The sequence below is a fragment of the Limnohabitans sp. MORI2 genome (assembly GCF_027925025.1).
Lineage (GTDB): Bacteria > Pseudomonadota > Gammaproteobacteria > Burkholderiales > Burkholderiaceae_C > Limnohabitans.
Genome location: NZ_AP027058.1, coordinates 1101532 through 1125810 on the forward strand (window position 1 = coordinate 1101532; position 24279 = coordinate 1125810).

29 protein-coding genes and 1 other RNA gene are annotated in these 24279 nt (G+C 54.7%); 18 read left to right on the forward strand and 12 right to left on the reverse strand.

The genetic code is table 11. From position 1 onward, the window contains the following. Nucleotides 1-2 precede the first annotated feature (2 nt). Nucleotides 3-956 (forward strand): alpha-E domain-containing protein, encoded by a 954-nt coding sequence (locus tag QMG27_RS05570; protein WP_281814110.1) that lies wholly within the window; start codon nt 3-5, stop codon nt 954-956. A gap of 7 nt (nt 957-963) precedes the next feature. Here the strand turns inward: QMG27_RS05570 and rho are convergent, their stop codons facing one another. Both rho and trxA read right to left on the reverse strand, forming a co-directional pair. Then, the gene (rho, locus tag QMG27_RS05575) at nt 964-2226 is read right to left on the reverse strand and encodes a transcription termination factor Rho (RefSeq protein ID WP_281814112.1); all 1263 of its coding nucleotides are present in this window, start codon (nt 2224-2226) and stop codon (nt 964-966) included. A 210-nt stretch (nt 2227-2436) separates the two neighbouring features. After that, a complete protein-coding gene (gene trxA, locus QMG27_RS05580; protein WP_108283933.1) occupies nt 2437-2769 on the reverse strand; it encodes a thioredoxin TrxA in 333 nt (110 codons plus the stop codon). A gap of 71 nt (nt 2770-2840) precedes the next feature. Between trxA and QMG27_RS05585 the strand changes: the two genes are divergently transcribed. Next, nucleotides 2841-3494, forward strand: coding sequence for a DsbA family oxidoreductase (locus QMG27_RS05585; RefSeq protein WP_281814116.1), 654 nt, complete (start codon nt 2841-2843; stop codon nt 3492-3494). Here the strand turns inward: QMG27_RS05585 and QMG27_RS05590 are convergent. Then, nucleotides 3491-4363, reverse strand: coding sequence for a formate/nitrite transporter family protein (locus QMG27_RS05590; protein ID WP_281814118.1), 873 nt, complete (start codon nt 4361-4363; stop codon nt 3491-3493). The genes QMG27_RS05585 and QMG27_RS05590 overlap by 4 nt on opposite strands. An 85-nt stretch (nt 4364-4448) precedes the next feature. Between QMG27_RS05590 and QMG27_RS05595 the strand changes: the two genes are divergently transcribed. Continuing rightward, a complete protein-coding gene (locus QMG27_RS05595) occupies nt 4449-4739 on the forward strand; it encodes a hypothetical protein (protein ID WP_281814120.1) in 291 nt (96 codons plus the stop codon). Here QMG27_RS05595 and QMG27_RS05600 read toward each other — a convergent pair. Genes QMG27_RS05600 through QMG27_RS05615 form a run of 4 tightly spaced genes read right to left on the reverse strand, consistent with a single transcriptional unit; the run spans nt 4717 to nt 8393 of the window. Next, a complete protein-coding gene (locus QMG27_RS05600; protein ID WP_281814122.1) occupies nt 4717-5346 on the reverse strand; it encodes a hypothetical protein in 630 nt (209 codons plus the stop codon). The two genes, QMG27_RS05595 and QMG27_RS05600, sit on opposite strands and share 23 nt — an antisense overlap. 54 nt (nt 5347-5400) lie before the next feature. Then, nucleotides 5401-6699: a cytochrome c gene (locus QMG27_RS05605; RefSeq protein ID WP_281814124.1), complete on the reverse strand. Its 1299-nt coding sequence runs from the start codon at nt 6697-6699 to the stop codon at nt 5401-5403. After that, nucleotides 6696-7403 carry a c-type cytochrome gene (locus QMG27_RS05610; protein WP_281814126.1) on the reverse strand — a complete coding sequence of 236 codons (708 nt, stop codon included), beginning with the start codon at nt 7401-7403 and terminating at the stop codon, nt 6696-6698. Before QMG27_RS05610 ends, QMG27_RS05605 begins: the two co-directional genes overlap by 4 nt. A gap of 6 nt (nt 7404-7409) precedes the next feature. Then, nucleotides 7410-8393, reverse strand: a complete 984-nt coding sequence (locus QMG27_RS05615) for a COX15/CtaA family protein (protein WP_281814128.1) — start codon at nt 8391-8393, stop codon at nt 7410-7412. A 107-nt stretch (nt 8394-8500) separates the two neighbouring features. Here QMG27_RS05615 and QMG27_RS05620 point away from each other — a divergent pair, with 107 nt between their 5' ends. From QMG27_RS05620 to QMG27_RS05645, 6 genes are read left to right on the forward strand one after another with little or no spacing between them, the layout of a single operon-like run. After that, nucleotides 8501-9148: a c-type cytochrome gene (locus QMG27_RS05620; RefSeq protein WP_281814130.1), complete on the forward strand. Its 648-nt coding sequence runs from the start codon at nt 8501-8503 to the stop codon at nt 9146-9148. A gap of 12 nt (nt 9149-9160) precedes the next feature. Continuing rightward, nucleotides 9161-9391, forward strand: coding sequence for a hypothetical protein (locus tag QMG27_RS05625; protein ID WP_281814133.1), 231 nt, complete (start codon nt 9161-9163; stop codon nt 9389-9391). A 57-nt stretch (nt 9392-9448) separates the two neighbouring features. After that, nucleotides 9449-10240 carry a cytochrome c oxidase subunit II gene (coxB, locus tag QMG27_RS05630; RefSeq protein ID WP_281814136.1) on the forward strand — a complete coding sequence of 264 codons (792 nt, stop codon included), beginning with the start codon at nt 9449-9451 and terminating at the stop codon, nt 10238-10240. A gap of 38 nt (nt 10241-10278) precedes the next feature. After that, on the forward strand, nt 10279-11883 hold the full coding sequence (locus QMG27_RS05635; protein ID WP_281814139.1) for a cytochrome c oxidase subunit 1: 1605 nt from the start codon (nt 10279-10281) through the stop codon (nt 11881-11883). A gap of 5 nt (nt 11884-11888) precedes the next feature. Continuing rightward, nucleotides 11889-12593 (forward strand): cytochrome c oxidase assembly protein, encoded by a 705-nt coding sequence (locus tag QMG27_RS05640; RefSeq protein ID WP_281814141.1) that lies wholly within the window; start codon nt 11889-11891, stop codon nt 12591-12593. A 7-nt stretch (nt 12594-12600) separates the two neighbouring features. Next, on the forward strand, nt 12601-13464 hold the full coding sequence (locus tag QMG27_RS05645) for a cytochrome c oxidase subunit 3 (protein ID WP_281814144.1): 864 nt from the start codon (nt 12601-12603) through the stop codon (nt 13462-13464). Nucleotides 13465-13483: 19 nt separating this feature from the next. On the opposite strand, the gene QMG27_RS05650 is transcribed toward QMG27_RS05645, so the two are convergent. After that, the gene (locus tag QMG27_RS05650; RefSeq protein WP_281814147.1) at nt 13484-13684 is read right to left on the reverse strand and encodes a DUF2909 domain-containing protein; all 201 of its coding nucleotides are present in this window, start codon (nt 13682-13684) and stop codon (nt 13484-13486) included. Between the two features lie 54 nt (nt 13685-13738). Between QMG27_RS05650 and QMG27_RS05655 the strand changes: the two genes are divergently transcribed. The 3 genes from QMG27_RS05655 to cyoE are packed head-to-tail and all read left to right on the forward strand — an operon-like array spanning nt 13739 to nt 16021. Next, nucleotides 13739-14449 (forward strand): SURF1 family protein, encoded by a 711-nt coding sequence (locus QMG27_RS05655; RefSeq protein WP_281814150.1) that lies wholly within the window; start codon nt 13739-13741, stop codon nt 14447-14449. 5 nt (nt 14450-14454) lie between these two features. Next, nucleotides 14455-15126, forward strand: coding sequence for a hypothetical protein (locus QMG27_RS05660; protein ID WP_281814152.1), 672 nt, complete (start codon nt 14455-14457; stop codon nt 15124-15126). Nucleotides 15127-15142: 16 nt separating this feature from the next. Further along, a complete protein-coding gene (gene cyoE / locus QMG27_RS05665; RefSeq protein WP_281814154.1) occupies nt 15143-16021 on the forward strand; it encodes a heme o synthase in 879 nt (292 codons plus the stop codon). Nucleotide 16022: 1 nt separating this feature from the next. Here the strand turns inward: cyoE and QMG27_RS05670 are convergent, their stop codons facing one another. Beyond that, a complete protein-coding gene (locus QMG27_RS05670; RefSeq protein WP_281814156.1) occupies nt 16023-16265 on the reverse strand; it encodes a hypothetical protein in 243 nt (80 codons plus the stop codon). Between the two features lie 90 nt (nt 16266-16355). Then, an RNA gene (ffs, locus tag QMG27_RS05675) (signal recognition particle sRNA small type) lies at nt 16356-16452 on the reverse strand. A 35-nt stretch (nt 16453-16487) separates the two neighbouring features. On the opposite strand from ffs, the gene dnaX reads away from it, so the two are divergent. From dnaX to recR, 3 genes are read left to right on the forward strand one after another with little or no spacing between them, the layout of a single operon-like run. After that, complete coding sequence (gene dnaX, locus QMG27_RS05680; protein ID WP_281814157.1) at nt 16488-18389, forward strand: DNA polymerase III subunit gamma/tau; 1902 nt, start codon at nt 16488-16490, stop codon at nt 18387-18389. A gap of 29 nt (nt 18390-18418) precedes the next feature. Next, nucleotides 18419-18742 (forward strand): YbaB/EbfC family nucleoid-associated protein, encoded by a 324-nt coding sequence (locus QMG27_RS05685; RefSeq protein ID WP_281814160.1) that lies wholly within the window; start codon nt 18419-18421, stop codon nt 18740-18742. Between the two features lie 11 nt (nt 18743-18753). Continuing rightward, nucleotides 18754-19350: a recombination mediator RecR gene (gene recR / locus QMG27_RS05690; RefSeq protein ID WP_281814164.1), complete on the forward strand. Its 597-nt coding sequence runs from the start codon at nt 18754-18756 to the stop codon at nt 19348-19350. Nucleotides 19351-19386: 36 nt separating this feature from the next. On the opposite strand, the gene QMG27_RS05695 is transcribed toward recR, so the two are convergent. Beyond that, nucleotides 19387-20715 carry a transglycosylase SLT domain-containing protein gene (locus QMG27_RS05695; RefSeq protein WP_281814167.1) on the reverse strand — a complete coding sequence of 443 codons (1329 nt, stop codon included), beginning with the start codon at nt 20713-20715 and terminating at the stop codon, nt 19387-19389. After that, nucleotides 20712-21494 (reverse strand): hydroxyacylglutathione hydrolase, encoded by a 783-nt coding sequence (gloB, locus tag QMG27_RS05700; RefSeq protein WP_281814169.1) that lies wholly within the window; start codon nt 21492-21494, stop codon nt 20712-20714. The genes QMG27_RS05695 and gloB overlap by 4 nt, the downstream gene beginning before the upstream one ends. Between gloB and QMG27_RS05705 the strand changes: the two genes are divergently transcribed. The 3 genes from QMG27_RS05705 to QMG27_RS05715 all read left to right on the forward strand — a co-directional run bounded on the left by QMG27_RS05705 (nt 21493) and on the right by QMG27_RS05715 (nt 24269). Continuing rightward, the gene (locus QMG27_RS05705; RefSeq protein ID WP_281814172.1) at nt 21493-22281 is read left to right on the forward strand and encodes a methyltransferase domain-containing protein; all 789 of its coding nucleotides are present in this window, start codon (nt 21493-21495) and stop codon (nt 22279-22281) included. The two genes, gloB and QMG27_RS05705, sit on opposite strands and share 2 nt — an antisense overlap. Next, the gene (gene rnhA / locus QMG27_RS05710; RefSeq protein ID WP_281814175.1) at nt 22278-22730 is read left to right on the forward strand and encodes a ribonuclease HI; all 453 of its coding nucleotides are present in this window, start codon (nt 22278-22280) and stop codon (nt 22728-22730) included. Before QMG27_RS05705 ends, rnhA begins: the two co-directional genes overlap by 4 nt. Nucleotides 22731-22826: 96 nt before the next feature. Continuing rightward, on the forward strand, nt 22827-24269 hold the full coding sequence (locus QMG27_RS05715) for an efflux RND transporter periplasmic adaptor subunit (protein WP_281814178.1): 1443 nt from the start codon (nt 22827-22829) through the stop codon (nt 24267-24269). Nucleotides 24270-24279: the final 10 nt, after the last annotated feature.

Sequence of the window (24279 nt, forward strand, 5' to 3'; positions counted from 1 at the left end):
AAATGCTGAGCCGTACTGCCGACCATTTATTTTGGATGTCCCGCTACACCGAGCGGGCTGAAAACACCGCACGTTTGTTGGATGTGAACTACCAAACCTCGTTGCTGCCGCAATCTGCTGAAGTGGCGTTGCTGGGGTGGGAAGGCTTGCTGTCCATCAGCGAGTTGCTGCCCGCCTACCAAGCGCGTCATGGTGATGTCACGCCTCAGCGCGTGATGGAGTTCATGGTGAAGGACGAGAGCAACCCTTCTTCCATCATCTCGTGTCTGCGTGCTGCGCGTGAGAACGCACGTGCGGTGCGTGGCACCCTGACCACCGAAGTCTGGGAGACACAAAACCAAACTTGGTTGGAGTTGAATCGTTTGCTCAAGGGCGGTTTGCTAGAGCGCGACCCTGGGGAGTTTTTTGAATGGGTCAAATTCCGTTCGCACCTTTCACGCGGCGTGACCGTGGGCACCATGTTGATGGACGAAGCCTTGCACTTCATGCGCTTGGGCACCTTCCTTGAGCGTGCTGATAACACCGCACGCCTGGTGGATGTGAAGTTCCACGCCGTGCATGGCGACTTATTTGCCGATGGCAGCGAGAAAGCCCAGCAACACGACTTCTACCACTGGAGCGCGATTTTGCGCAGCGTGTCCGGCTTTGAGATTTACCGCAAGGTGTATCGCGATGTGATTCACCCCGAACGTGTGGCCGAGTTGTTGATCTTGCGCGCGGATATGCCGCGCTCCTTGCATGCATGCATGAAGGAAGTCGTGAGCAATATTGCGATGGTGTCGGATGACCGCTCGTTAGAGAGCTATCGACGAGCCGGCAAGCTGTGCGCGGAAATGGAATTTGGCCGCATCGAAGAAATTTTGGCCAACGGATTACACGCCTATCTCACACAGTTCTTAGACCGCGTGAATGAAATAGGCGCGTGTATCAGCCGAGAGTTTTTGATGCCGAATTGATGGCGGCTTAACCGCCGCGACGCATCATGTCGAAGAACTCGACGTTGGACTTGGTCGCCTTCATGCTCTTCAACACCATTTCCATGGATTCGATCTCGTCCATGTTGTACATGAACTGGCGCAGGATGCGGGTCTTTTGCAAGATCTCAGGTGGCAACAACATCTCTTCGCGGCGGGTGCCGCTGCGGTTGAGTTGAATCGCTGGGAACACACGCTTTTCGTACAAGCGGCGGTCGAGGTGAATTTCACAGTTACCTGTGCCTTTGAATTCTTCAAAGATCACTTCGTCCATGCGACTGCCGGTGTCGACCAAGGCCGTGGCGATGATGGTGAGTGAGCCACCTTCTTCTACTTTGCGGGCTGCACCAAAGAAGCGCTTGGGGCGTTGCAAGGCGTTGGAGTCCACACCGCCTGACAGCACTTTGCCCGATGAAGGCACGACGTTGTTGTAAGCGCGGGCAAGGCGGGTGATGGAGTCGAGCAAGATGACCACATCTTTTTTCAGTTCGACCAAACGCTTGGCGCGTTCGATCACCATCTCAGCCACGTGCACGTGGCGTGCGGCGGGTTCGTCAAACGTCGAGGCAATCACTTCGGCTTTGACCGAGCGCTGCATTTCTGTCACTTCTTCAGGGCGCTCGTCCACCAGCAACACCATCATGTGGGCGTCGGGGTAGTTGGCCGAAATGGCGTGGGCGATGTGCTGCATCATCACGGTCTTACCGCTCTTGGGCGGTGCGACGACCAAGGCGCGTTGGCCTTTGCCGATGGGCGCAATGATGTCGATGATGCGGCCGGTGATGTTTTCTTCGCCTTTGATTTCGCGTTCCAACTTCATCTGTTCGCGCGGGAAGAGCGGGGTCAAGTTTTCAAACATGACCTTGTGCTTGTTGTTCTCAGGCAGGTCGTTGTTGACCTTGTCGAGTTTGGTCAAAGCGAAGTAACGCTCGCCATCTTTTGGGATGCGCACTTCGCCTTCAATCATGTCGCCGGTGTGCAGGTTAAAGCGGCGCACTTGGCTGGGGCTGATGTAGATGTCGTCTGTCGATGCGGTGTAGCTGGTGTCGGGGCTACGCAAGAAGCCAAAGCCGTCGGGCAAGATTTCGAGCACGCCGTCGGCAAACACTTGTTCGCCCGCTTTGGCACGCTTTTTGATGATGGCAAACATCAGCTCTTGCTTGCGCATGCGGCCCGTGTTTTCGATTTCGAGGGCTTCAGCTTGTTTCAGCACTTCAGACACGTGCAGTGCCTTGAGTTCGTTCAGATGCATCTTGGGACTCCAATACGGGAGTTCGTTAAACAAATAGGGTGGGGGGAGGTCGCTGCGAGGAGAGAAATACCTCTAGACCGGAATTCAAGCCCTGATGGGGAGCCGAGTAGCCTCATGGGCTGCAAGGTGAATTCGGTTCGAATTATGACAGGAAAAAAGCCCGCAGACGAACCATCTGCAGGCTTTTTGTTGAGGGCGTTTAACGCAGAATCAGGCCAATTGCTGGTTGATAAAGTCAGTCAACTGGGCTTTGCTCATGGCGCCCACTTTGGTGGCAGCGAGTTGACCGCCTTTGAACACCATCAGGGTAGGGATGCCACGGATGCCCAATTTACCTGGGATGTCACGGTTTTCGTCCACGTTCATTTTGGCGATTTGGAGCTTGCCTTCGTAGGCGGTAGCCACTTCGTCCAAGATGGGGGCAATCATTTTGCAAGGACCGCACCATTCGGCCCAGTAGTCCACCAAGACGGGTTTGTCAGCTTGCAGGACGTCTGCTTCAAAGCTGGAGTCGGTGATGTGTTTGATCAAATCGCTGGCCATGGTTTTATTTCCTCTTTCAATTGGCGATAGAGCTACAGTTGGGGGCATTGTGGCAGAAACCAAGTATCCCCATGAAAACTCTCACCATTGATGTTGTCTCCGATGTTGTGTGCCCCTGGTGCTATGTGGGCAAGCGCCGCTTAGAGCGAGCTTTGGCACTTTTAGCAGTTCAGCACCCCGATGTGGACCCTGTGGTGCAGTGGCACACATTTCAGCTCAACCCCGACATGCCTCCTGAGGGCATGGCCCGAGCCTATTATGTGAGCCGCAAGTTTGGGGAAGATGCCTCCGCGATTTATGACCGAGTGGCCGCTGTCGGTAAAGAGGTGGGGATTGCATTCGCATTTGACAACATCAGTCGTCAGCCCAACACGGTAGTGGCGCACAGTTTGATCGCTGTGTCTGAGCCAGGCCTGCAACAAGATGCAATGGTAGAAGCCTTTTTCAAAGCCTATTTCATTGACGGCCTCGATTTGACGGAGGCTTCGGTATTGATGGACGTTGCGCAGTCTGCGGGCATGGACCGTGCTGCGGCTGAGCAGCATTTGCAAAACTCAGCCTTGCATAGCCAAACCATTGACAGCGACAAAGCCGCGCGTGAGATGGGCATTACGGGTGTGCCATTTTTTATCTTCAATCGACAGGTAGGTTTGTCTGGCGCGCACGAAGCCGAAACCTTGCTTCAAGGCATGGTGGAGGCGATGAACGCCGCTACCGACGATTAACGTTTTTCAATCAACGGCGTCGCGTTTGGCGATGCCGCTGCGGCCACGCGGTAAATCAAGTGGTAGACCAATCCCACAAATACGCTGCCACCCACCAAGTTGCCCAAAATCACGGGGCCTAAGTTGCCCAACATGCCGCTCACTGTGAGCGTGTTGCCTGCAGCGCCAATGACATTCATCGCAGTAGCAGGCTCCGCGTATTGAATGATGAGTGCGAGCTGCATGAAATACATATTGGCAATGCTGTGCTCAAACCCTGCAGCCACAAAAGCAGTGATCGGAAAGATGATGGCCAACACTTTGTCCACCACGCTGCGGCCCGCCATGGCCATCCACACGGCCATGCACACCAACACATTGCACAAAACGCCTTTGAAGAAGGCTTCGTGCCATACCAAGTTTTGCTTGGCGAACGCGATCTTCAAGACGGTATTGCCAATCGCACCGCCATTGGCGTGGGTGTGACCGCTCAAGTACACCAGCAAGGCCAAGCCGGTGGTTCCGACTAAGTTGGCCGCACACACTAGCACCCAGTTACGCAGCACTTCGCGGCTGGTGATTTGCCCATCGGCCCAAGCCATGGCCAGCAAGTTGTTGCCAGTGAAGAGTTCAGCGCCTGCGATGACCACCAAGATCAGACCTAAGCAAAACACAAAACCGCCGAGCAATTGGCTGATGGCGAAGCTCAGGCTCGCATCCGATTTGATGATGACAAAAAACATGCCGCCCAAGCCAATGAATGCCCCCGCCAGCAAGCCCAGCATGAGCAAGGGCAGGGTGGCCATGTGCGCTTTGGCAACGCCCACGGTTTCAACCTTGAGGGCAATTTCTTTGGGGGCGTAGGCATCAGAGCCAAAGAGTTCGGGCATGGTGTGTTTCGTTGGTGTTGATTTGGCTAATTTACTACTTCAACTGGCAGAATTGGTGTACTCATTTGTTTTTCGGAGTCGATTCATGTCTCAACCTCCTTCCAATATGGTGCGTGCCTTGGTCTTGCGCGAGCTAGAGTCGGGTACGCGCGACGATGGCTTGTGGTTGCAGGCCATGTTTGAATCGAACATGGACAAAACCAAAGCGCAAGTGCGCTACATCGAGCTGCGTTCGCAGGCCCTGCAGGGCGATGTCAAAGGGATGTTGATCAAACAGATTCGAGGCGCGGTCGCACAAGACAGTGGTGTGCGCCTGAATAACGCCAGTTTGGCTGAGTACTTGGCCGCGAAAACTACTTCTTCAGGGCGTAAGTAGGCCGTAGATTCGGTGGCAGCAAAAGCACAGGCACGCACTTTTGGGGCTTGACTTGTGACTGCTTGATCGATTCAAACAATTTGGTTTGTGCCGAGGGCACCGGCAACTTGAATTCTTCGTAATTCATGATGCGTGTGTTGGCCGCTTTGCGCTGCAACAACTGAGACGTCATCATGTGCATGTAAGCATCCTTGGCACTGTCAGGCCAAATGTCCCATTCTTCGCGGAAAGTTTTGACGTGAGCCCGCAAAAACGCGTCCAGCTCTTTGTGCTCGACTTCGTGTTGGATGGTTTCAAACGCCCTGTCGACGAAAGGCTGAATGTCATCTGGCTCTTGCGGAGCATTGACTTCGGCGTTGGTTGATTCGGTCGTCTCGGGAGGGGGCGCTGTTTCGACAACTGAGGGTGTTTCTGCCATGCTGTCGGCAGAGGTATCTTCACCAGACGGCTTCGCATCGACGACCTCTTCGGCGGTCTCGACGCCCTCGGGTGGCGCATCGGAGTCAGAGGTTTGTGCCACCTCAACGGGCGCGTCAACGCCCTCAGACACCGCTTGGGTGTCTGCCGTGGAATCTTCTTGTGCTACTTCAGTCGTTTCTTCTGCCATCCCATCGGCATCGGTATGAATTGAGAATTCTTAAGCGCTGACCAGCAAATATTTTTAATAACGCGCAGCACGTGCTCGGTCCACCTGCATAGGGCTCACAGCAGGCGCTTGATTGCCCCATTGGCTGCGAATGTGGTTGAGTACATCGGCGATTTGTTGGTTGTTGAGGGTGAACAAATACGGTGGCATGCCATAAGGGCGCGGTTGTCCTGTGGTGCTAGGTCCGTAGCCGCCGTAAAGCGCCATTTGAATCAAGTTGTCGGGTCGTGCCAACATCACTGCAGGGTTGCCAGCCAGTGCGGGGTAGATTTGTACTTTGCCTTCACCGTTGTCACCGTGGCAGCTGGCGCAATGGGTTTTGTAGAGCGTGTGTGCGGCGGGGGAAGATGCGGCCAATGGCGCATTCAGTGGCGTGTTTGCATCCGAGCTGACTTTGATGTTCGACTTCAGATAAGTCGCAATCGCCATAGCATCGGGTTGCGTCAGGTGTTGGCCCGAGTACTGCACAAATTCGGCCATCGGACCACTGGCGTGGGCCTGTTGAGTCTGTCCTACGCGCAGCAAATGGGCCGTATCGCTGAGTGTGCTGGTGCTCAGGCTGGTTTGTGTGGGCTCGGTCAAGCTGGGGGCCATCCACATTTGAGGCGATAAAAATCCACCAGACAAATCATCTACCTTGGGGAAGCTACCCAAGGCGTTTCGCTGTCCGTGGCAAGCAGCACAGTGGCCAGCACTTTGAACGAGGTAGGCCCCGCGGTTCCACTCGGCAGATTCGTTGGGGTTGGCTTTGAAAGGTGTGGGCGTGAAAAAGAGTGATCGCCAAACAGCAATCACGGGCTGTGTGCCCAGCGGCCACGTGAGCTGGTGGGGCGGTTGTGCTTGCTCGACCGCGGGGACGGTTTGTAGCCACAAGAACAGGGCGTGCACATCATCAGGGGTGAACACGCTGGTGTGGTTGTAGGGAAACACGGGTAACAGCAAACGGCCATTGCGTGAACGTCCCCAGCTGAGTGCTGTGGCGAAATCGGTCTCGCGCCAATCACCAAGACCATTTGTTTTCGATGCCGTGAGGTTGCTGCTGAAGACCGCGCCGAAGGGGGTGTCAATGCGTCGGCCACCAGCTAGGGTGTCGCCACCCTTGGCCGTATGGCAGGCCACGCAGCCACCGATGTGTGCCAAGTATTTGCCGCGTGCGAGCGTGTCGGTCGCGTCAGATGTGGTTGAGGTGATGCCCGATTCAATGGGATGAATGAATCGTCCCCAGTTGTCCCAGACCACCCATGCACTGAGTGACAACAGGCTGGCGAGGGCAAGGCGTGTTAGCCATTTGGAGGTGTGCAAGCCTTGTTTCATTGCGGCGCTCCCTGAAGTTCAGGTGCGCTGCCGCAGCGTGTCTTGGGGGCAAGACGCGTGGCTTGCAGCGAATTCTTTTGGGTTGGCACATGCTGCGCGGCTAGCCAGCCGGTGACAGCTGCAGCATCGGAGGCCGTGAGGCGTTTGGCAATCTCGCCCATGCAGTCGGGGGCGACAGTCGAGCGCTCACCCAAAGACCAAGCCGAAAGCTGAGCGCCAAGGTAGGCCGATGGCAAGCCCAACAGGCTGGGGACATGGGCGGTGTTGCCCATGAGGTTTTCACCATGGCAGCTGTTGCATGCTGGAATTTGCAGGGCTGCATCACCTTGCAATGCCAATTGTTTGCCGCGTGCCATTTGTGTGCTGTTGAGGCTGACACCACGCGTGCTCGGTGGCAAATAGGGCACTTGCAGGGAGGCAAAGTAATGGGCCATGTCGCGCTGGTATTCAGCCGAGAGTGGGTCCATCATGCGTCGCATCATGGTGTAGTGGCGGCGACCTTGCGAGAAGTTTTGCATTTGGTTGAACAGATAGCCCGCAGGCTTACCAGCCAAGCGTGGGTAGTACCCATCTGGGCCAGCGCGGCCTTGATCGCCGTGACAAGCCTCACAGGGTTTGATGCGTTCGGTCATGTCCGATGCGTGTGCGCTTGCATGGGCCAGAAGCATCACGCAAGTCAACGAAAGGCTAATGAGATGTTTCATAGAGGCTCAGCTTGTGGCTCGCTGCAATTGCACGGTGGTGTAGACCGACACAGCCAGCAAGATAGCGGCGCCAGTGTTGTGCAACACAGCCAAGCCCAAAGGCCATTGCAGCCAGACGTTGCTGATGCCTAGCAGAACCTGTATCAACACCGCGGCTATCAGTAAATGGCCAAAGGGGCGCGTGTCATCTTGTTGTTTGAGGCGCATGCCAAACGCCACGCAGACGGCTAGAACAACCAGGGCAAAACTACGGTGTGTCCAGTGAATGGCGGTGAGCGTTTGCAGACTGAGCATTTGCCCATCGCTGGTTTGACCCAGTTCGCGGTTGAACACAAAAGCGTGTGACCAATCCATATCCGCAGGCATGAGTTGGCCTTGGCAGAGCGGGTAGTCCACGCAGGCCATGGCTGCGTAGTTGGCGCTGGTCCAGCCGCCTAAGGCGATTTGCGTCAGGATGATGGCTGTGACTGCCCATGCTGCTTTTTTCAGTGACGGTGTGGCGGTGTCAATGTGGAGCGTCGTGTGACCAGCGTGAATGCCCACCAAGGTGGCCAAGATGAGCATGCCACCTAATAAATGCAAAGTAACAATGACGGGCTTGAGCAACCATGTGACCGTGAGCATGCCCAGTGCCGCCTGAACCAAGACCAAGCCAACCAGAAAAATTTGAGGGCCAATCACTGGTTGGCGACGTGGCCAAATGGCCAAAATTGCCAGCGCTGCAATGACTAATCCCAAAATGCCAGCGAGGTAGCGATGGATCATTTCCTTCCAAGCTTTAGCCGCTTCAACAGGAGCGTGGGGAAATGCGGCCTCGGCGGCATTGACTTCATGGTGGGTGTCAGGCACCCCCAGCAACTTGCCATAACATCCGGGCCAATCTGGACAGCCGAGACCGGCATCAGAAAGACGTACATACGCCCCTAGACTGATGACACAAAATGCCAACAAGATGCCAAAAATTAATATTTTTTTGTGATTTTCTAGCAATTTTTATCTCTCTCAGTCTTTTTTCTAGTGGTAACTACTGCCCGTAGCTCTCATCGTAATTGCTAATAATACCTATTGATTTAGATCAAACCCTAAAGGCGAAATAGATGAAGAAGTTGATGGCGGGTCTCCTTGCAGCAGTGTGCTTTAGTCCACTTTATTCCGTTCATGCACAACAAGGTGATCCACAAGCAGGTAGCCAGAAGAATGCATTGTGCGTGGGCTGTCACGGTATTAAGGGTTATCACACGGGTTTTCCAGAGGTGTATCGCGTGCCTATGCTCTCAGGGCAAAGTGCAGGGTACATCGTTTCTGCGCTGAATGATTACAAAACAGGCGCTCGCAAGCATCCTTCCATGGGGACAACCGCGTTGTCGCTCACTGCGCAAGACGCTGCGGATTTGGCGGCTTATTACGAGTCAACCGGTTTAACCACCGAAACACCAGCCAAGCCCATCGATGGTGCTGCAGGTGCAGCGTTGGTTGAAAAAGGTGGTTGTATTGCCTGCCACGGTGCTGGTTTGGCCAAGCCGATTGCCCCTAACTATCCCAAGGTCGCGGGGCAGCATGCGGACTATGTGTATGCCGCGCTGCGTGCTTACAAAACAGAAAACAAGCCACAAATTGGCCGCAACAACCCGATCATGGGTGGTGTTGTGAAGCAGTTCTCGGACAAAGAGCTCAAAGAAATTGCGCGCTATGTGGAGAGTTTGCCAACCACCATGCAAACCATCCAACCCAATCGTTTTCGTTAAAAGGCAACGATCATGATTGATATGCAATTCACCTTGGCGGCACGTGAGTGGTTGCTGGGGGCTTCTTTTGTGCTGTTTGCCGTGGTGTTTGTTGCCATCTTGGCCTCGCACTGGCATCACCACAAACATGCAGATGAGCATTTTCACGCGTCTACGCTGACCGAGATGGCTTGGTCAGTGACGCCAATGGTGATGGTTTTTGTGACGGGCTTGGCAGGCGTTTCGTCTGTGTTTAGCTTTTAAGTCATTGACCAAATGAGCATTTCAAGAATTTATAAAAGGGTAGAAGATATGCGGGGCTTGAAAAAATGGATGGCAGGTGCGTTTGCGGCATTGATGGCGCAAAGCGTATTGGCAGGTTACACATGGAATTTCCCGGAGCCAGTGACGCCGATTGCGCGTGAGACGCTGCATGTGCACAACCTCTTCATGATCATTATCTTGATCATCTTCTGTGGCGTTTTGGCGCTGATGCTGTATTCGTTCTGGGCACATCGCAAGTCACAAGGTCACAAGGCTGCAACTTTTACTGCACCACGCTCCACCAAACAATGGTTGTTTGTGTTGGCACCTTTTGCGGTTTTGTTGGTCATTGACTATGGCGTGTTTGGCATTCCTGCTTACCACGCGGTCAAGATGTATGAAGACTCTAAGAGCGACGCGGAGTTGGTGGTGAAGGTCACAGGTAGCCAGTGGATGTGGCAGTACGAGTTTCCAGCGGAAGGTGTGAAGTTCACCAGCCGCTTGACCACACCTCGCGAGCAAATTGACAACAAGGAAGCCAAAGGTGAGAACTACTTGCTCGAAGTGGACAATCCCTTGGTCTTGCCTGTTGGTAAAAAAGTGCGTTTCATCACCACATCGAACGATGTGATCCACAGCTGGTGGGTGCCTGCATTTGGTGTCAAGCGTGATGCTGTGCCTGGTTTCTTGCGTGAGTTCTGGGCGACGGTCGAAAAAACCGGTACTTACCGTGGCCAGTGTTCAGAGCTTTGCGGCAAAGAACATGCTTACATGCCTGTGGTGGTGAATGTGGTGCCTGAAGAAGAATTCAAGGCATGGATTGCTAGCCGCCAAAAGTCTGGCACTTAAACCACTTAAAACAATAAATCAGTATCAAAGGAAAGTTCATGGCACACGATATGACGCACGATATGGCTCATGCAGGACATGATGCGCATCATCATCACGGTGGCATTCGCCATTGGTTGCAAACAACGAACCACAAAGACATTGGCATCATGTACCTGATTTTTGGTATCACGATGTTGCTGATGGGCGGCGCCATGATTTTGGGCGTACGTGCTGAGTTGTTCATGCCAGGCTTGCAACTCATGCAGCCTGAGTTCTTCAACCAACTCATCACCTTGCATGGCTTGATCATGGTGTTCGGTTTTGCCATGCCTGTGGCAACTGGTTTGGCCAACTACATGTTGCCCATGGTCATTGGTGCGCCCGATATGGCCTTGCCTCGTTTGAATAACTGGGGTTTTTGGATCTTGCCACCTGCTGCCGTCATGCTGACTTTGCCCTTCTTCTTGGGTATTGCCAATATCGGCCCTGGCGCAGCTGACACAGGCTGGACCATGTATGCACCTTTGTCGCTGCAAAGCGGCTGGGGTATGGACTTCGCGATTTTTGCGATTCACATGTTGGGTGTGTCATCCATCTTGGGTTCGATCAACGTGATCGTGACCATCGTCAACATGCGCGCCCCTGGCATGACCTTCATGAAGATGCCTTTGTTTGCGCACGGCTTCTTGGTGACTGCGATTTTGTTGATTTCCATCATGCCTGTGTTCGCTGGTGGCGTCACGATGGTGTTGATGGATCGTCACTTCGGTACGCACTTCTTCAATGCCGCCGGTGGTGGTGACCCTGTGTTGTGGCAACACATTTTCTGGTTCATGGGCCACCCTGAGGTGTACGTGTTGCTCTTGCCGATCACTGGTGCGATTCCTCATGTGTTGAGCGCTTTCACACGCAAAGAAACCTACGGCTATAAAGCACAGGTGTACAGCATGTGGACGATTGGTGCTTTGGCTTTTGTCGTGTGGGCACACCACATGTTCACCAGCGGTATGTCTGTGAATGCACAGATGTACTTCATGTACAGCACGATGTTGATCTCGTTGCCTTTGGCAGTCTTGTTCTTCTGCTGGATCGCCACGGTCTGGCGTGGTTCGCTGACTTTTGAAACCCCCATGCTGTTTGCATTGGGCTTCATCATCCTCTTCGGTTGGGGTGGTTTGACTGGTTTGGTGTTGGCCGATGCCGCTGCCGATCCTCAGTACCACAACGCCTACTTCATGGTGGCTCACTTCCACTACGCTTTGTATCCCACGACCGTGATGGGCTCCATGGCAGCGATCTATTACTGGTTGCCCAAGTGGACTGGCCACATGTTGGATGAAAAACTGGGTCGCTTGCATTTCTGGATCGTGATGCTCGGCGTGAACCTGACGTTCATCCCTCAGTTCTTGGTGGGTCTCTCAGGCATGCCACGTCGCATCCCTGACTATCCTTTGATGTTTGCCGAGTGGAACAAGCTCTCCACAGTGGGTGCGTTCATCTTGGGCTTGTCTCATTTGCTCTTCATCTACATCGTGCTCAAGTGCATTCGTGAAGGCAAAAAGTCAGAAGACCGCAGCTGGGAAGGTGCAACTGGTTTGGAGTGGACTGTGCCATCTCCTGCGCCTTATCACACCTTCGAAGTTCAGCCCAAGATTGATTGAGGCGTTTGAGCGATGAGTCACGAAACTTCAAACACCCAAAACCAAAACGCACGACTGGCATTGAAGCTGGTCGTGTTGGTGGTTGGTATTTTCTTGGTCACGCTCTGGAAATTTCGCCCCGTCTAACGATGTCCCACACGCCACGCCTTGATCAAAAGAATCTGCGCCTTGCCTATCGACTGGCAGGCGTGGCGCTGATGTTCTCGGCGTTGGGGTTTGCCATGGTTCCGTTGTATGACGTGATTTGCAAATGGACCGGCATCAACGGCAAAACCAATGCACAGGCGGTGGCGGCCATTGGCAACACGCAGGTCGATACCTCTCGGTTGGTGACTGTTCAGTTTTTGAGCCATGCCATGCCAGGGGCTGGTTTGGCGTTCAAGCCAGAGCACTTTTCGATGCAGGTTCATCCCGGTGAAATGGTCTACACCCACTATGTGGTCGAGAACGTCACGCGTGAGCCTTTTGTCGGACAAGCCATTCCGAGTGTGACGCCTGCCAACGGGGCGTCTTACCTTCAAAAAGTCGAGTGTTTTTGTTTCAATCAGCAAACTTTTGCTGCGAAAGAAGTCAGAACACTCCCGATTGTTTTTTACATCAGCAATGACATTGATCCCGGCCTGAATACTTTGACGCTTTCATACACTTTCTTTGAAGCAGTCAAAGCGCAGGCGGATGCATCACCGAATAACAGCCAATTGAAATTGTGAGGAAACCATGAGCCATACCACTGGAGCCGACGCTAAAGGGCATTACTTTGTACCTGCAGCCAGTAACTACTCGACGACACTGTCGATTGGCATTTTCTTGATGGCCTTGGGCCTGATTTTGAAAGTCAACGCCATGCCTGAGGGCGCGTGGGCCATGCCCCTTGGCGCAGCCATGATTGTGTATGTGCTGTTTGGCTGGTTTGGCGAAATCATTCACGAGAATCTCAATGGCAGCTACACCCAATGGGAAGACCGCTCGTATCGCACCGGCATGGTGTGGTTCATCTTCTCGGAGGTGATGTTCTTTGCCTGTTTCTTTGGCGTCTTGTACTACGCTCGCCGCATTGCATTGCCTGAGCTGGCCAGCTACGAAGAGGCATTGAATCCCTACATGGGCTTTACCGCAGCTTGGCCATCGAGCGGTCCTATGGGTGACCCATTCACACCGATGGGGCCATGGGGCATTCCAGCGATCAACACCTTGCTGTTGTTGACTTCAGGCGCCACGCTCACTTGGGCGCACTGGGGTTTGATCAAAGGCAACCGTTCACACCTGATTTGGGGCTTGGCCCTGACAGTGCTGTTGGGTGCGATCTTCTTGGGTTTTCAAGCTTATGAATATGCGCACGCCTACAGCGAATTGGGCCTGACTTTGGGGGCTGGTATTTACGGCGCGACGTTCTTTATCTTGACAGGCTTTCACGGCATGCACGTGACGCTCGGTACGATCATGTTGATCGTGATTTTGGGCCGTTGCATGAAAGGCCACTTCTCAGAACACAACCACTTTGCCTTTGAAGCTGTCGCTTGGTACTGGCACTTTGTGGACGTGGTCTGGTTGATCTTGTTCGTGTTCGTTTACTGGCTGTAATCAGCGCAAGTGACTGGCTTCATCCTCGCAAGGGGATGAGGCCAAAATAGTAATTTGCAAATAGTGCAATAAATAAGCCGATTGACAATCCGACGCGCAAAGTCAAAGCCTTGACGACTGTTGCGCTGTCTTCTTTTTTGTGGGTCAACCGGTATAGGGCAGTGAAGAGACTTCCCAAAATAATCAGCAGCAACAAGACTGCAAGCAATTTGCCGATCATGACCTATCTCCGCGATATGTGATGTGCAGAATTATCCGCACTTTTTCCTAAACCATGCGTCAATTTCAATTTCGTTGGATTCCCTTCATTGCCACGGTTTTGTTGATGGCGGTTTTTCTACGTTTAGGTTGGTGGCAGTGGACGAAAGGGCTAGAGGTCGAGCACCAGGTGGCCCTGCGCGATGAGCGCTCAGCAGTGAATCCTTTGTTGCTCGGCTCGCAGTTGGTCGATGCCAAAGAGGTAGATGGCATGGCGGTCATGGTGCGCGGGCATTACGATGTTGCGCAACAATTTTTTCTCGACAATCAGCAATACCAAGGTCGTCCCGGCGTGCATGTCATGATCCCTTTGCAAATTGATGGGACGCAAGTGCGCGTGCTGGTCAATCGTGGCTGGGTAGGATGGGGGGCGTCGCGTAGCGTGTTGCCACAAGTGCCTGCGCCTACAGGCTTGGTGGAGATTCAGGGCCGAGCTGTTGTGCCATCCCAAAAAGCACCTGCATTTGTGACGGAGTCTGTGGGCGATACGGGGGCGTTGCGCACGCGTATCCGTCTGGATGAAATCCAAGCAGCACAAAACTATCCGCTTCAACCCATTGTGATTTGGCAGGCTTCAACTGATGGCGCAGATGGGTTGGTTCGAGAGTGGCCTGAAGTGACCGACAAAGCGCCAATGCACAAAGGCTATGCGGCACAATGGTTCCTGATGGCGGCCTTGTTGTTGGCCTTTTTTGTGCGCAGTAGCTACCGCTCAGTCAACGTGTAATTTTTATGACTCACTCTAAATCCGTAACGCCCGATGAGCCTTTGAGTTTGTCGGTGCACTCAATGCCTGATCCGCATTTGACAGCTTTGCCTCCTTCGGGGCACGGCAAGTTGTTGGCTATGTTTTTGGCGTGTTCATTGCCAGTGCTGTTGGCCATGTTTGTGTTTTTTGTCATCAAGCCCACGGGGCAGGCCAACTTTGGTGAACTGATTCACCCAGCGCGCCCCATGCCTGATGTCATGCTCACAAATGCGCAGGCTCAGCCAATCGCGCTGACTGAGCTCAAGGGGCAATGGTTGTTGGTCAATGCGGGAAGCGGTGCGTGTGCAGCCGACTGTGCTCAGCACTTGTTCATTCAACGCCAATTGCGCGAAATGCTCAACAAAGACAAAGACCGTGTGGACCGTGTTTGGCTGGTCGCAGACGATGCGCCCATCAATCCGGAAGTCCAGCCTTTGCTGGCAGACACAACTGTGCTGCGTGCTTCCCCCGCCGTGCTAGACGCTTGGTTAGGTGCAAGCGACGACGCTACGATGCAATTGGTGGTGGTGGATCCACAAGGACATGCCATGCTGCGCATGCCTGCCGATATGACAGGCAAACAAGCCAATGCCGCAAAAAACATGCTGCAGAAGTTGCTCATGTCCAGCGCAGTGTGGGACAAGCCTGGGCGTTGATGACGAGAACATGCACATGATGACCACCAGCGTCTTTCGTCAGTACAACGCGCTCACCAAGCCGCGCGTGATTCAACTCATTGTTTTTTGCGCCCTGATTGGCATGGTGTTGGCCATTCCTGGCTGGCCCTCGCTCGATGCATGGATTCGCATTGTGTGGGCTTGTTTAGGCATTTGGTTGGTGGCTGGTGCAGCTGCGGCCTTTAACTGTTTGGTCGAGAAAACCTTGGATGCCAAAATGCGCCGCACCGCATGGCGACCCACGGCTCGGGGTGAATTGTCGGATGCACAAGCTTTGGGTTTTTCGCTGGTTTTGTGCGCATTGGGCTCATTCATTTTGTATGTCTGTGTGAACCCATTGACCATGTGGTTAACCTTTGCCACCTTCATTGGCTATGCCGTGGTTTACACCTTGGTGCTCAAGCCCATGACGCCACAAAACATTGTGATCGGTGGCGCTTCCGGGGCCATGCCTCCGCTCTTGGGGTGGGCTGCCATCACGGGCGAGGTGGGACCGCAAGCCTTGCTGTTGTTCTTGATTATTTTTTTGTGGACGCCGCCTCACTTTTGGGCGCTGGCTTTGTATCGTGTGGAGGACTATCGCAAGTCGGGTCTGCCAATGCTGCCTGTGACGCATGGCAATCGCTTCACGCGTTTGCAAATTTTGCTCTATACCGTGTTGTTGATGGCGGCTTGCTTGATGCCATTTGCCATAGGCATGAGTTCGTGGCTTTACTTGTCTGTGGCAATGGTTCTCAGTGTGGGGTTCATTGCCTATGCGGTTGCACTTATGCGCGAATACTCGGATGAGTTAGCACGTAAAACCTTTCGCTTTTCACTCATCCATTTGTCTGCGTTGTTTGCAGCGCTGTTGCTCGATCACTATCTTTTTTAAATCAGAGCGGTGCGTGCTTGCCATTGACGGGCTGAGCTAAAAAGAGTGTCAATGTGCAAGCAAAGCTGATGGCGGCCCAAAATGCAAAAAAGGCCATGGTGTAGACCCCTTGTGAAGTGACGCCCAGCGCGTGTTCCACACTGGGAATCTCCATGGGGTCCAGCACAGAAAAGACCAGCATTTCCATCAACGCTGCGCCAAGTGCCGATGGCCAAACAATCAAAAAGAAGCGATGCAACTTCATAAGTTCCCCAAAAGATCGGCCTCAGTTTAGGCGGATTGGGAACAAACGGAGCTAGGGTTTTCGCGTGTGTTGAATGGCGTGAGCGGGGAAGGTGACGGGCCCGACCCTCAGCACTGGCTCCACAGTTAGGGCTGCTTGGTTCCCCACCTGACCCGGTTGGCCGCTTCACCATGTGAGGAGGCCCGTCGAGGGCTATTGTAGGTCACATAGAATGCTTGGCTTATGTCGTACCTCGTGCTCGCTCGCAAATATCGCCCCAAAACCTTCAAGGAGATGGTGGGGCAAGAGCACGTCGTGCAGGCGCTGACCAATGCGTTGACCACGCAACGTTTGCATCATGCTTATTTGTTCACGGGCACACGCGGTGTGGGCAAAACCACCGTGTCGCGGGTGTTGGCCAAATCACTCAATTGCCAAGGTTTAGACGGCACGGGTGGCATCACTGCTGAGCCTTGTGGTGTGTGCCAAGCTTGCACCGACATTGATGCAGGTCGCTTTGTCGATTACACCGAGCTGGATGCCGCATCCAATCGTGGCGTGGATGAAGTGCAGAGCTTGCTAGAGCAAGCGGTTTACAAGCCTGTGCAAGGCCGCTTCAAAGTCTTCATGATCGATGAGGTGCACATGCTCACCAACACCGCGTTCAATGCGATGTTGAAGACGCTCGAAGAGCCGCCGGAATATTTGAAATTTGTGCTCGCCACGACCGATCCGCAAAAAGTGCCGGTTACCGTGCTGTCGCGCTGCTTGCAGTTCAACCTACGCCCCATGGCGCCTGAAACTGTACTGGAGCATTTGGGCCATGTGCTCGGCCAAGAAAACATTGAATCTGAGCCCCAAGCTTTGCGCTTGTTGGCCCGTGCCGCGCGTGGTTCCATGCGTGACGCGCTGAGCTTGACCGACCAAGCCATTGCCTACGGCGGTGGTCAGTTGCAAGAAGCTGCGGTGCGTCAAATGTTGGGCAGTGCAGATCGCTCGCATGTGTTCCGCTTGATCGAAGCTTTGGCACATGGCGATGGCAAATCGGTGGTCGAAACCTCTGAAGCGCTGCGACTCAATGGCCTTAGCGCCGCAGCCACATTAGAAGACATGTCAATGGTTTTGCAACGCATGGCCGTGTTGCAGGCTGTGCCCGACATGGCAGAAGCCGACGCCTCAGACCCTGAAGCTGCTGAGATGGCGCGTTTGGCAGGTGTGATGCCCCCCGACGAAACCCAGTTGCTCTACAGCTTGAGTCTGCACGGCCGTCAAGAGCTGGGGTTAGCCCCCGACGAATACGCAGCACTGACGATGGTGCTGCTGCGCTTGCTGGCGTTCAAACCGCAAGCTGCAAGTTCCGCTTCGGCCTCGGCTGAAAAAAAAACTCTAATTAATCCGCAACGTGCCCCTCTGGCGCCCGCGTTAGTTGCGGCAAAACCTGTTGCGCAGCCAGTGGCTCAAGCACCTGCAGCAGCACCTGTACAAACGACTGCAGTGCAAGCGCCGCCCGTAGTTACACAGCGCCAACCCGAGCCCCAGCCTTCAGCCCCCGTGCAAGCCTTGCCCGTGCGCGATATGCAGCCCCGTGAGGTGGCACCTTGGGAGGATGACCCCAGCTACGACCCTGAAGGTGCTGATAGCCCGCAATACGACCATGATTCGGATGCCGCTGTGGTTGCCATTCCTGTGCGTGAACAAGCCGAGCCCAGTGCAGCGATCGAGCTTCAAGTCCCCGCCACCGAAGTGCCCCTCATAGAGGCCACGCCAGAAGGTGAGTTTTGGCACAAGCTGGTGATGGAGATGTCGGCTGCTGAGACCATCAACGCCTTGGTGCGCGAGTTGGGCTTGCAGTCCCAGCTCGTCGCGCGTGACACCGATACATGGATGCTGCGCGTTGAGCGTGAATCGCTCAACAGTCCAAACAGCCGCGAGCGTTTGCAAAAAGCCCTTGAAACCGCAGGCTACCCCGTGCGCTTGAGCGTCGAGGTGGGCCGCGTGCAAGACAGCCCAGCCAAACGTAATGCCGCCGCCGCCGCGCAACGCCAAGCAGGGGCCGAGGCCATCATCCTCAACGACCCATTTGTGCAGAGTTTGATGCGCGACTACGGTGCCAAGATCGTGCCGGGCAGCATCAAGCCGCTTTAATTTTTAGTTTTGTAAAAAGGGAAGACACCATGTTCAACAAAGGACAACTTTCGGGCCTGATGAAGCAAGCCCAAGCCATGCAAGAAAACCTCAAGAAGGCACAAGATGAATTGGCCTTCATCGAAGTCACTGGCGAGTCAGGATCAGGCTTGGTTAAGGTGTTGATGACGTGTAAGCACGAGGTCAAACGCATCACCATTGACCCCAGCCTATTGGCAGACGACAAAGACATGCTCGAAGACTTGGTGGCTGCCGCCTTCAACGACGCCGTGCGCAAAGCCGCTGAAACCAGTGAAGCCAAGATGAGCAAGCTCACCGCTGGCTTGCCTCCTGGTTTGAAACTGCCGTTTTGATTGCCTAAGAGATGAGCGATACGTCTGTGCTCGAAGGCCTGATTCAGGCCCTGCGCCGTTTGCCCGGCGTTGGGGTGAAATCGGCCTCACGCATGGCGTATCACCTGCTGCAACACGACCGTGAGGGGGCCGAGATGATTTCTCAGGCCCTGCACCAAGCCGCAGCCCAAGTGCAGCATTGCGAGCGTTGCCACACCTTTACCACCCAGCCCGTGTGTGACACATGCCTAGACGAAGGGCGCGACACCACGCGTTTGTGTGTGGTGGAAACCCCAGCCGATCAATCCGCCGTGGAGCGCACTTCTGCCTACAAAGGTCTGTACTTTGTGTTGATGGGCCGCATCAGCCCATTGGATGGGTTGGGTCCTAAAGACATTGGGTTGCACAAGTTGATGGATCGAGCCAGCGATGGTGTTGTGAAAGAAGTCATCTTGGCCACCAACTTCACGGCCGAAGGCGAGGCCACGGCACATGTGCTGAATGAGGCGCTCAAGAAGCGCGGCGTGCAAGTCACACGCCTAGCCCGTGGTGTGCCTGTGGGCAGTGAGCTGGAGTATGTCGATTTGGGCACCATTGCCCATGCGTTGGTGGATCGGCGCGACGCATAAAGCTCGGGGCCGCAACTGGCCCCGCGATGGCGCTGCTTATTTTTTCGCGACCTTGGTGTCGCCTTTGCCTTTTTTGTCGCTCTTGGCAGCCGCTTGTTTTTTGCTTGCGCCTTTGCTGTCTTTGGCTGAGGCTGTTTTGGTGCCTTTGGCGTTCTTACCTTTGCTGGCAGCCTTGCGTTTGGCCACCGCTTCGGGGGAGAGGTCGAGTGTGCCATTGTCAGCCACTTGGGCGGCTACATCACCCAACATATTGGCGCTACGTGGCACTAGCAGCGCAGAACCAGCTTTGATGAGCATGCGCGGAGGGATGTTGTTGATGGCGCGAAAGTCTGCTTCGCTCATGCCCACGCGCTTGGCGGCGTCGGCCACTTTCATCGTAGTGGGAGCCACCCACGCTGTCCATGTAGCCATGCGACCCAGGGTGGAGGCCTCGTAGTTGCGTTGAAACACTTCGGCGTTGTCCCAGGGAAGCAGGATGTTGCCAGTCCCTGCCGCGAGCAAAACCGGACGGTGCGCTGAAGGGTTCAGTGCCTTGAAATCTGGCTCTGAAATTTCAGCCAGCTTGGCGGCCACACTCACGTCCATGTCGCGTGGCAAGGGCACGCTTTGGAAATAGGGGTGGTTAGGAATGCTGGGCAGCACCACACCGTATTGGGGTGGGTTGCCCACGATGTTTTTCATGGCCTGCAGCTTGGGCACATACATGCGTGTTTCCATCGGCATGTTCAGGTCGGTGTAGCCAGTGGGCAAACCAGCGCGTTTGTTGCGTGCAATGGCTTTGCCCACATTGCCTTCGCCCCAGTTGTAGGCAGCCAAGGCCAAGTGCCAGTCGCCAAACATTTTGTGTAGGCGCTCAAGGTAGTCGAGTGCGGCGCGAGTGGATGCTTGTACATCACGACGATCATCGCGAAATGCATTTTGTTTCAGGTCAAAGCTTTTGCCTGTTTTAGGCATGAACTGCCACATGCCACTGGCGCGTGCGCTCGATACGGCTTGTGGGTTGAAGGCGCTCTCAATGAAAGGCAGCAAGGCCAACTCGGTGGGCATATTGCGCGCTTCGAGTTCTTCAACGATGTGATAGAGGTATTTGTTGGAGCGCTCAGTCATGCGCTGCAAATAATCGGGCTTGGAGGCGTACCACTGGGTACGGTCATTGGCCAACTCGTTTTCCAGCTCAGGCATTTTGTAGCCCTTGCGAATGCGCTCCCACAGGTCGTTGGGTAAGTCGAGCTTGGCAACGCCATCACGTTTGACCGTGCCTTTGGTGATGGGGCTCAAGCCCCCTGTGCTTTGGGGGTCGGCCAAGTTGGCGCAGCCCGTGAGCAGGACAAGGCTAAGGCTAAAAACAGCGAGTAGAAATCTCATTTGAAATCGTTCTTCCATTCGCGAAGTGCTGCAAAGACAGCCACATCGTCGGTTTGTTCGAGCGCTGAGAGTCCAGCGTGCTGTGCAACAGCGTGTCGCACATCAGGGTGTCGAGCCCGTAAAAACGGGTTGATTTGCAATTCAGTGGCCAACTGGGCGGGTAGGGTGGGAACACCTTGAGCCCTGAGTTGTTGGCAGTGTGCTGCGTAGGTTTGCAAGTCGATGTTGCTGGGTTCTACGGCGAGCGCAAATCGCAAGTTGGATAGAGTGTACTCGTGGGCGCAGCACACCCGTGTGCGCGCAGGAAGTGAAGCCAAAAGATCTAATGAGGCCAGCATTTGAGCAGGCGTGCCTTCGAAAATACGACCGCATCCGCCAGAGAACAAGGTGTCGCCACAAAACAGCACAGGGCTGTGGGGCGCGTTGGGTAGCACATAGGCCACATGGCCAGCCGTGTGGCCTGGTACATCCAGAACTTGCACCGTTTGACCCAGCAGTTCAAATGCATCGCCTTGCATGACGGGAGTGAAGGGCGCTGGCACATCTTCGCGTGCAGGTCCAAAGACTTGGGCCCCGGTGGCCAGGTGCAGTTCACGCACGCCACCTACATGGTCGGCATGGTGGTGGGTCACTAGAATGGCTGCCAATGTCAGCCCGTCTTTGGCCAGTGCTTGCAATACAGGTGCAGCGTCACCAGGGTCGACGACCACGGCCAGTTGGTCTTGTTGCCACAACCAGAGATAGTTGTCAGAGAACGCGGGCAGTGCAATCAGTTTCATGTCATCCACACCTTTAAAAACCGATAGTTTGCCTGACTGGCTGGCTTCTCCTGCAGGCCAGTATTTGTGCGCGTGGGAGCAAACCTATTTAGACCGTGCGGTGGCGGATGTGTTTGGTTTTCATGCCTTGCAACTTGGGTTTCCCGCACTCGACGGTTTGCAGGCCAATCGCATGCCGCACCGCTGGCTGGCTTGTGATGCACAGCCTGAGCCGTGGCCCTTGGGGCGAGACCTGTTGTTGACCAACTATGAAGCCTTACCCTTTCCGAGTGCCAGTTTGGACTTGCTGGTTTTGCCACACACATTGGAGCTGAGCTACGACCCACACGCCACCTTGCGTGAGGTTGAGCGCGTGTTAGTGCCTGAAGGGCGTGTGGTGATTTGTGGATTCAATCCCAACAGCTTGTGGGGTTTGAGCAAGAGCTGTCAGCGTGGTTTTTCGCAGGTGGGGGATTTCATTGGGCAGCGCAGGCTGCGTGATTGGCTCCAACTACTGAGCTTTGAGGTGGAGTCCACCAGCTTTGGTTGCTATCGGCCAGCAGTGAAGACCGAGCGCTGGCTGAAGCGCTGGGATTGGATGGACGAGGCGGGCGTTCGCTGGTGGCCCATCTTGGGTTCAGTCTATGGAATGGTGGCAGTCAAACGTGTGCAAGGCTTGCGTCTGATGTCACCCGCCTGGAAAAAATCAGCGCCCAGAGCCGCAGCTGTCGTGACTTCGGCTTCTAGTGCAGCCAACAACACGGCGGTGCAGTCGGCGGCACACACTGCATCAAAAGGAATGGAATGAACACGGTTGAGATTTACACAGATGGTGCGTGCAAAGGTAACCCTGGTCCCGGCGGTTGGGGGGTGTTGCTGCGTTCACCTTCAGGTCAAGAGAAAGAGTTGTTTGGCGGTGAGCTAGAAACAACCAACAATCGCATGGAACTCTTGGCGGTGATCGAGGCCTTGCGTGCTTTGAAGCGTCCTTGCCAAGTGGCCTTGTACCTAGACAGCGAGTATGTCCGTAAAGGCATCACGGAGTGGATTCATGGATGGAAAGCGCGTGGCTGGCGCACGGCCGCAAAGCAGCCAGTCAAGAATGCCGATCTCTGGCAGCAACTCGATGAGCTAACCCATCAAGGCGACCACGACATCGTGTGGCACTGGGTCAAAGGGCATGCGGGGCATGTGGACAACGAGCGGGCTGATGGTTTGGCTAACAGAGGCGTGGCGTTGGCCCTGTCGGGTCGGTGACAGCTTGTGTGAAGCCTAGGTAAATCTCTTTCGTTGGCTTGGTTGGGCTGGTACATTGCAAGCCGCGTATTTGTATAACTTAAAAGAATCTGAGTCATGGCTTTCAAAAAAATGCATTCCATTGTGGCTGTCGTGGGCATTGTGGGTGCCTCAACTTTGGCTTGGTGGTTGCAGTCGCCAAAGACAGACGCGAATACGACAGCTGGCCCACGTCCGAGTGGGGTTGAGATCAGCCAAGTCAAGAAAATCACCCTGCGTGACGACGCTGAGGCGGTAGGGAGTCTGCGCTCGTCGCAAAACATCATGCTGCGCCCAGAAGTGGCTGGTCGTGTTCTGGCTTTAGGCTTTGCAGATGGTGCACGTGTCCGCGCTGGTCAAGTGTTGGTGCAAATGGACGACACCTTGCAGCGTGCAGAAGTTCAGCAGTCACTGGCGCAAATGTCGATCGCACGTGCCAACCACAAACGTAACCAAGAGCTAGTGGCTCAAAACTTCATCGCACAACGATCATTGGATGAAAGTGCTGCGGCCCTTCAAGTGGCTGAGGCTCAGTTGGGTTTGTCGTGTGCTCGTCTCGACCGCATGCGTTTGATCGCCCCTTTCAATGGTGTGGTGGGTATTCGCAGTGTCAACGTGGGTGATTACGTCAAAGATGGCACTGATCTCATCAACTTAGAGAATATTGCTAGCCTTTATGTGGATTACCGATTGCCCGAGCGCTATCAAACCAAAGTCACGCCAGGGCAAACCATCGAAGTCAAGTTGGATCCGTTTCCAGGGCGCATGTTCAAAGCCAAAGTTGAAGCGGTGGATCCGCTGATTGACGCCAATGGTCGATCCATTGGGGTGCGTGCTGTTTTGGCCAATACAGCTGGCGAGCCCGTGGTATCGGCTGCCAATAAAGGGGCTGTGTCAGCGCCTGCTGCCCCAGCGTCTGCTGCGACCAGCACCAAGGTGACGATTCCTGCGCCAGCGCAATCGCCTAGCCGGGGCTCGATTCAACCTTCACCTCAAAGTTTGGGCTGTCCGCCTAATCTTTTTGATCGCACACGAACAACGGCAGGTGGAGATCAAAACGGCCCCTTGCGTCCGGGTATGTTTGCCCGTGTGACGGCGGTATTTGCAGTCAAACCCAATGCCCTCGTGGTGCCTGAAGAAGCTATCGTGCCGCAGGGTGGCAAGCAGTTTGTCATCAAAGCCGTGGATCCTGCAGAGTTGCCTGCACTTGCTGCCAGCGCCGCAGCCAGTGCGCCTGCGTTACCCCCTGATACAAAGCTGGTGTCCCAGCGTGTGGAGGTCAAGCTGGGACTTCGTCGCGGCGGTCAAGTGGAAATTGTCGAGGGCTTGAAAGAAGGGGACACAGTAGTAGTTGCCGGTCAACAGCGCTTGCAAAAAGACGGTTCTGCCTTACGGGTGGTGGAGCTTGGACGTGGGGCCGCCAGCCCTGCATCTGCAGCTGCTTCGGGTAGTGCTGTGGGTGCATCAGCGTCGATTGCTGCCGGGGCAGCTAGCGACGCCTCGTCTGCGGCAAGCCGCTAAACCGAACCCA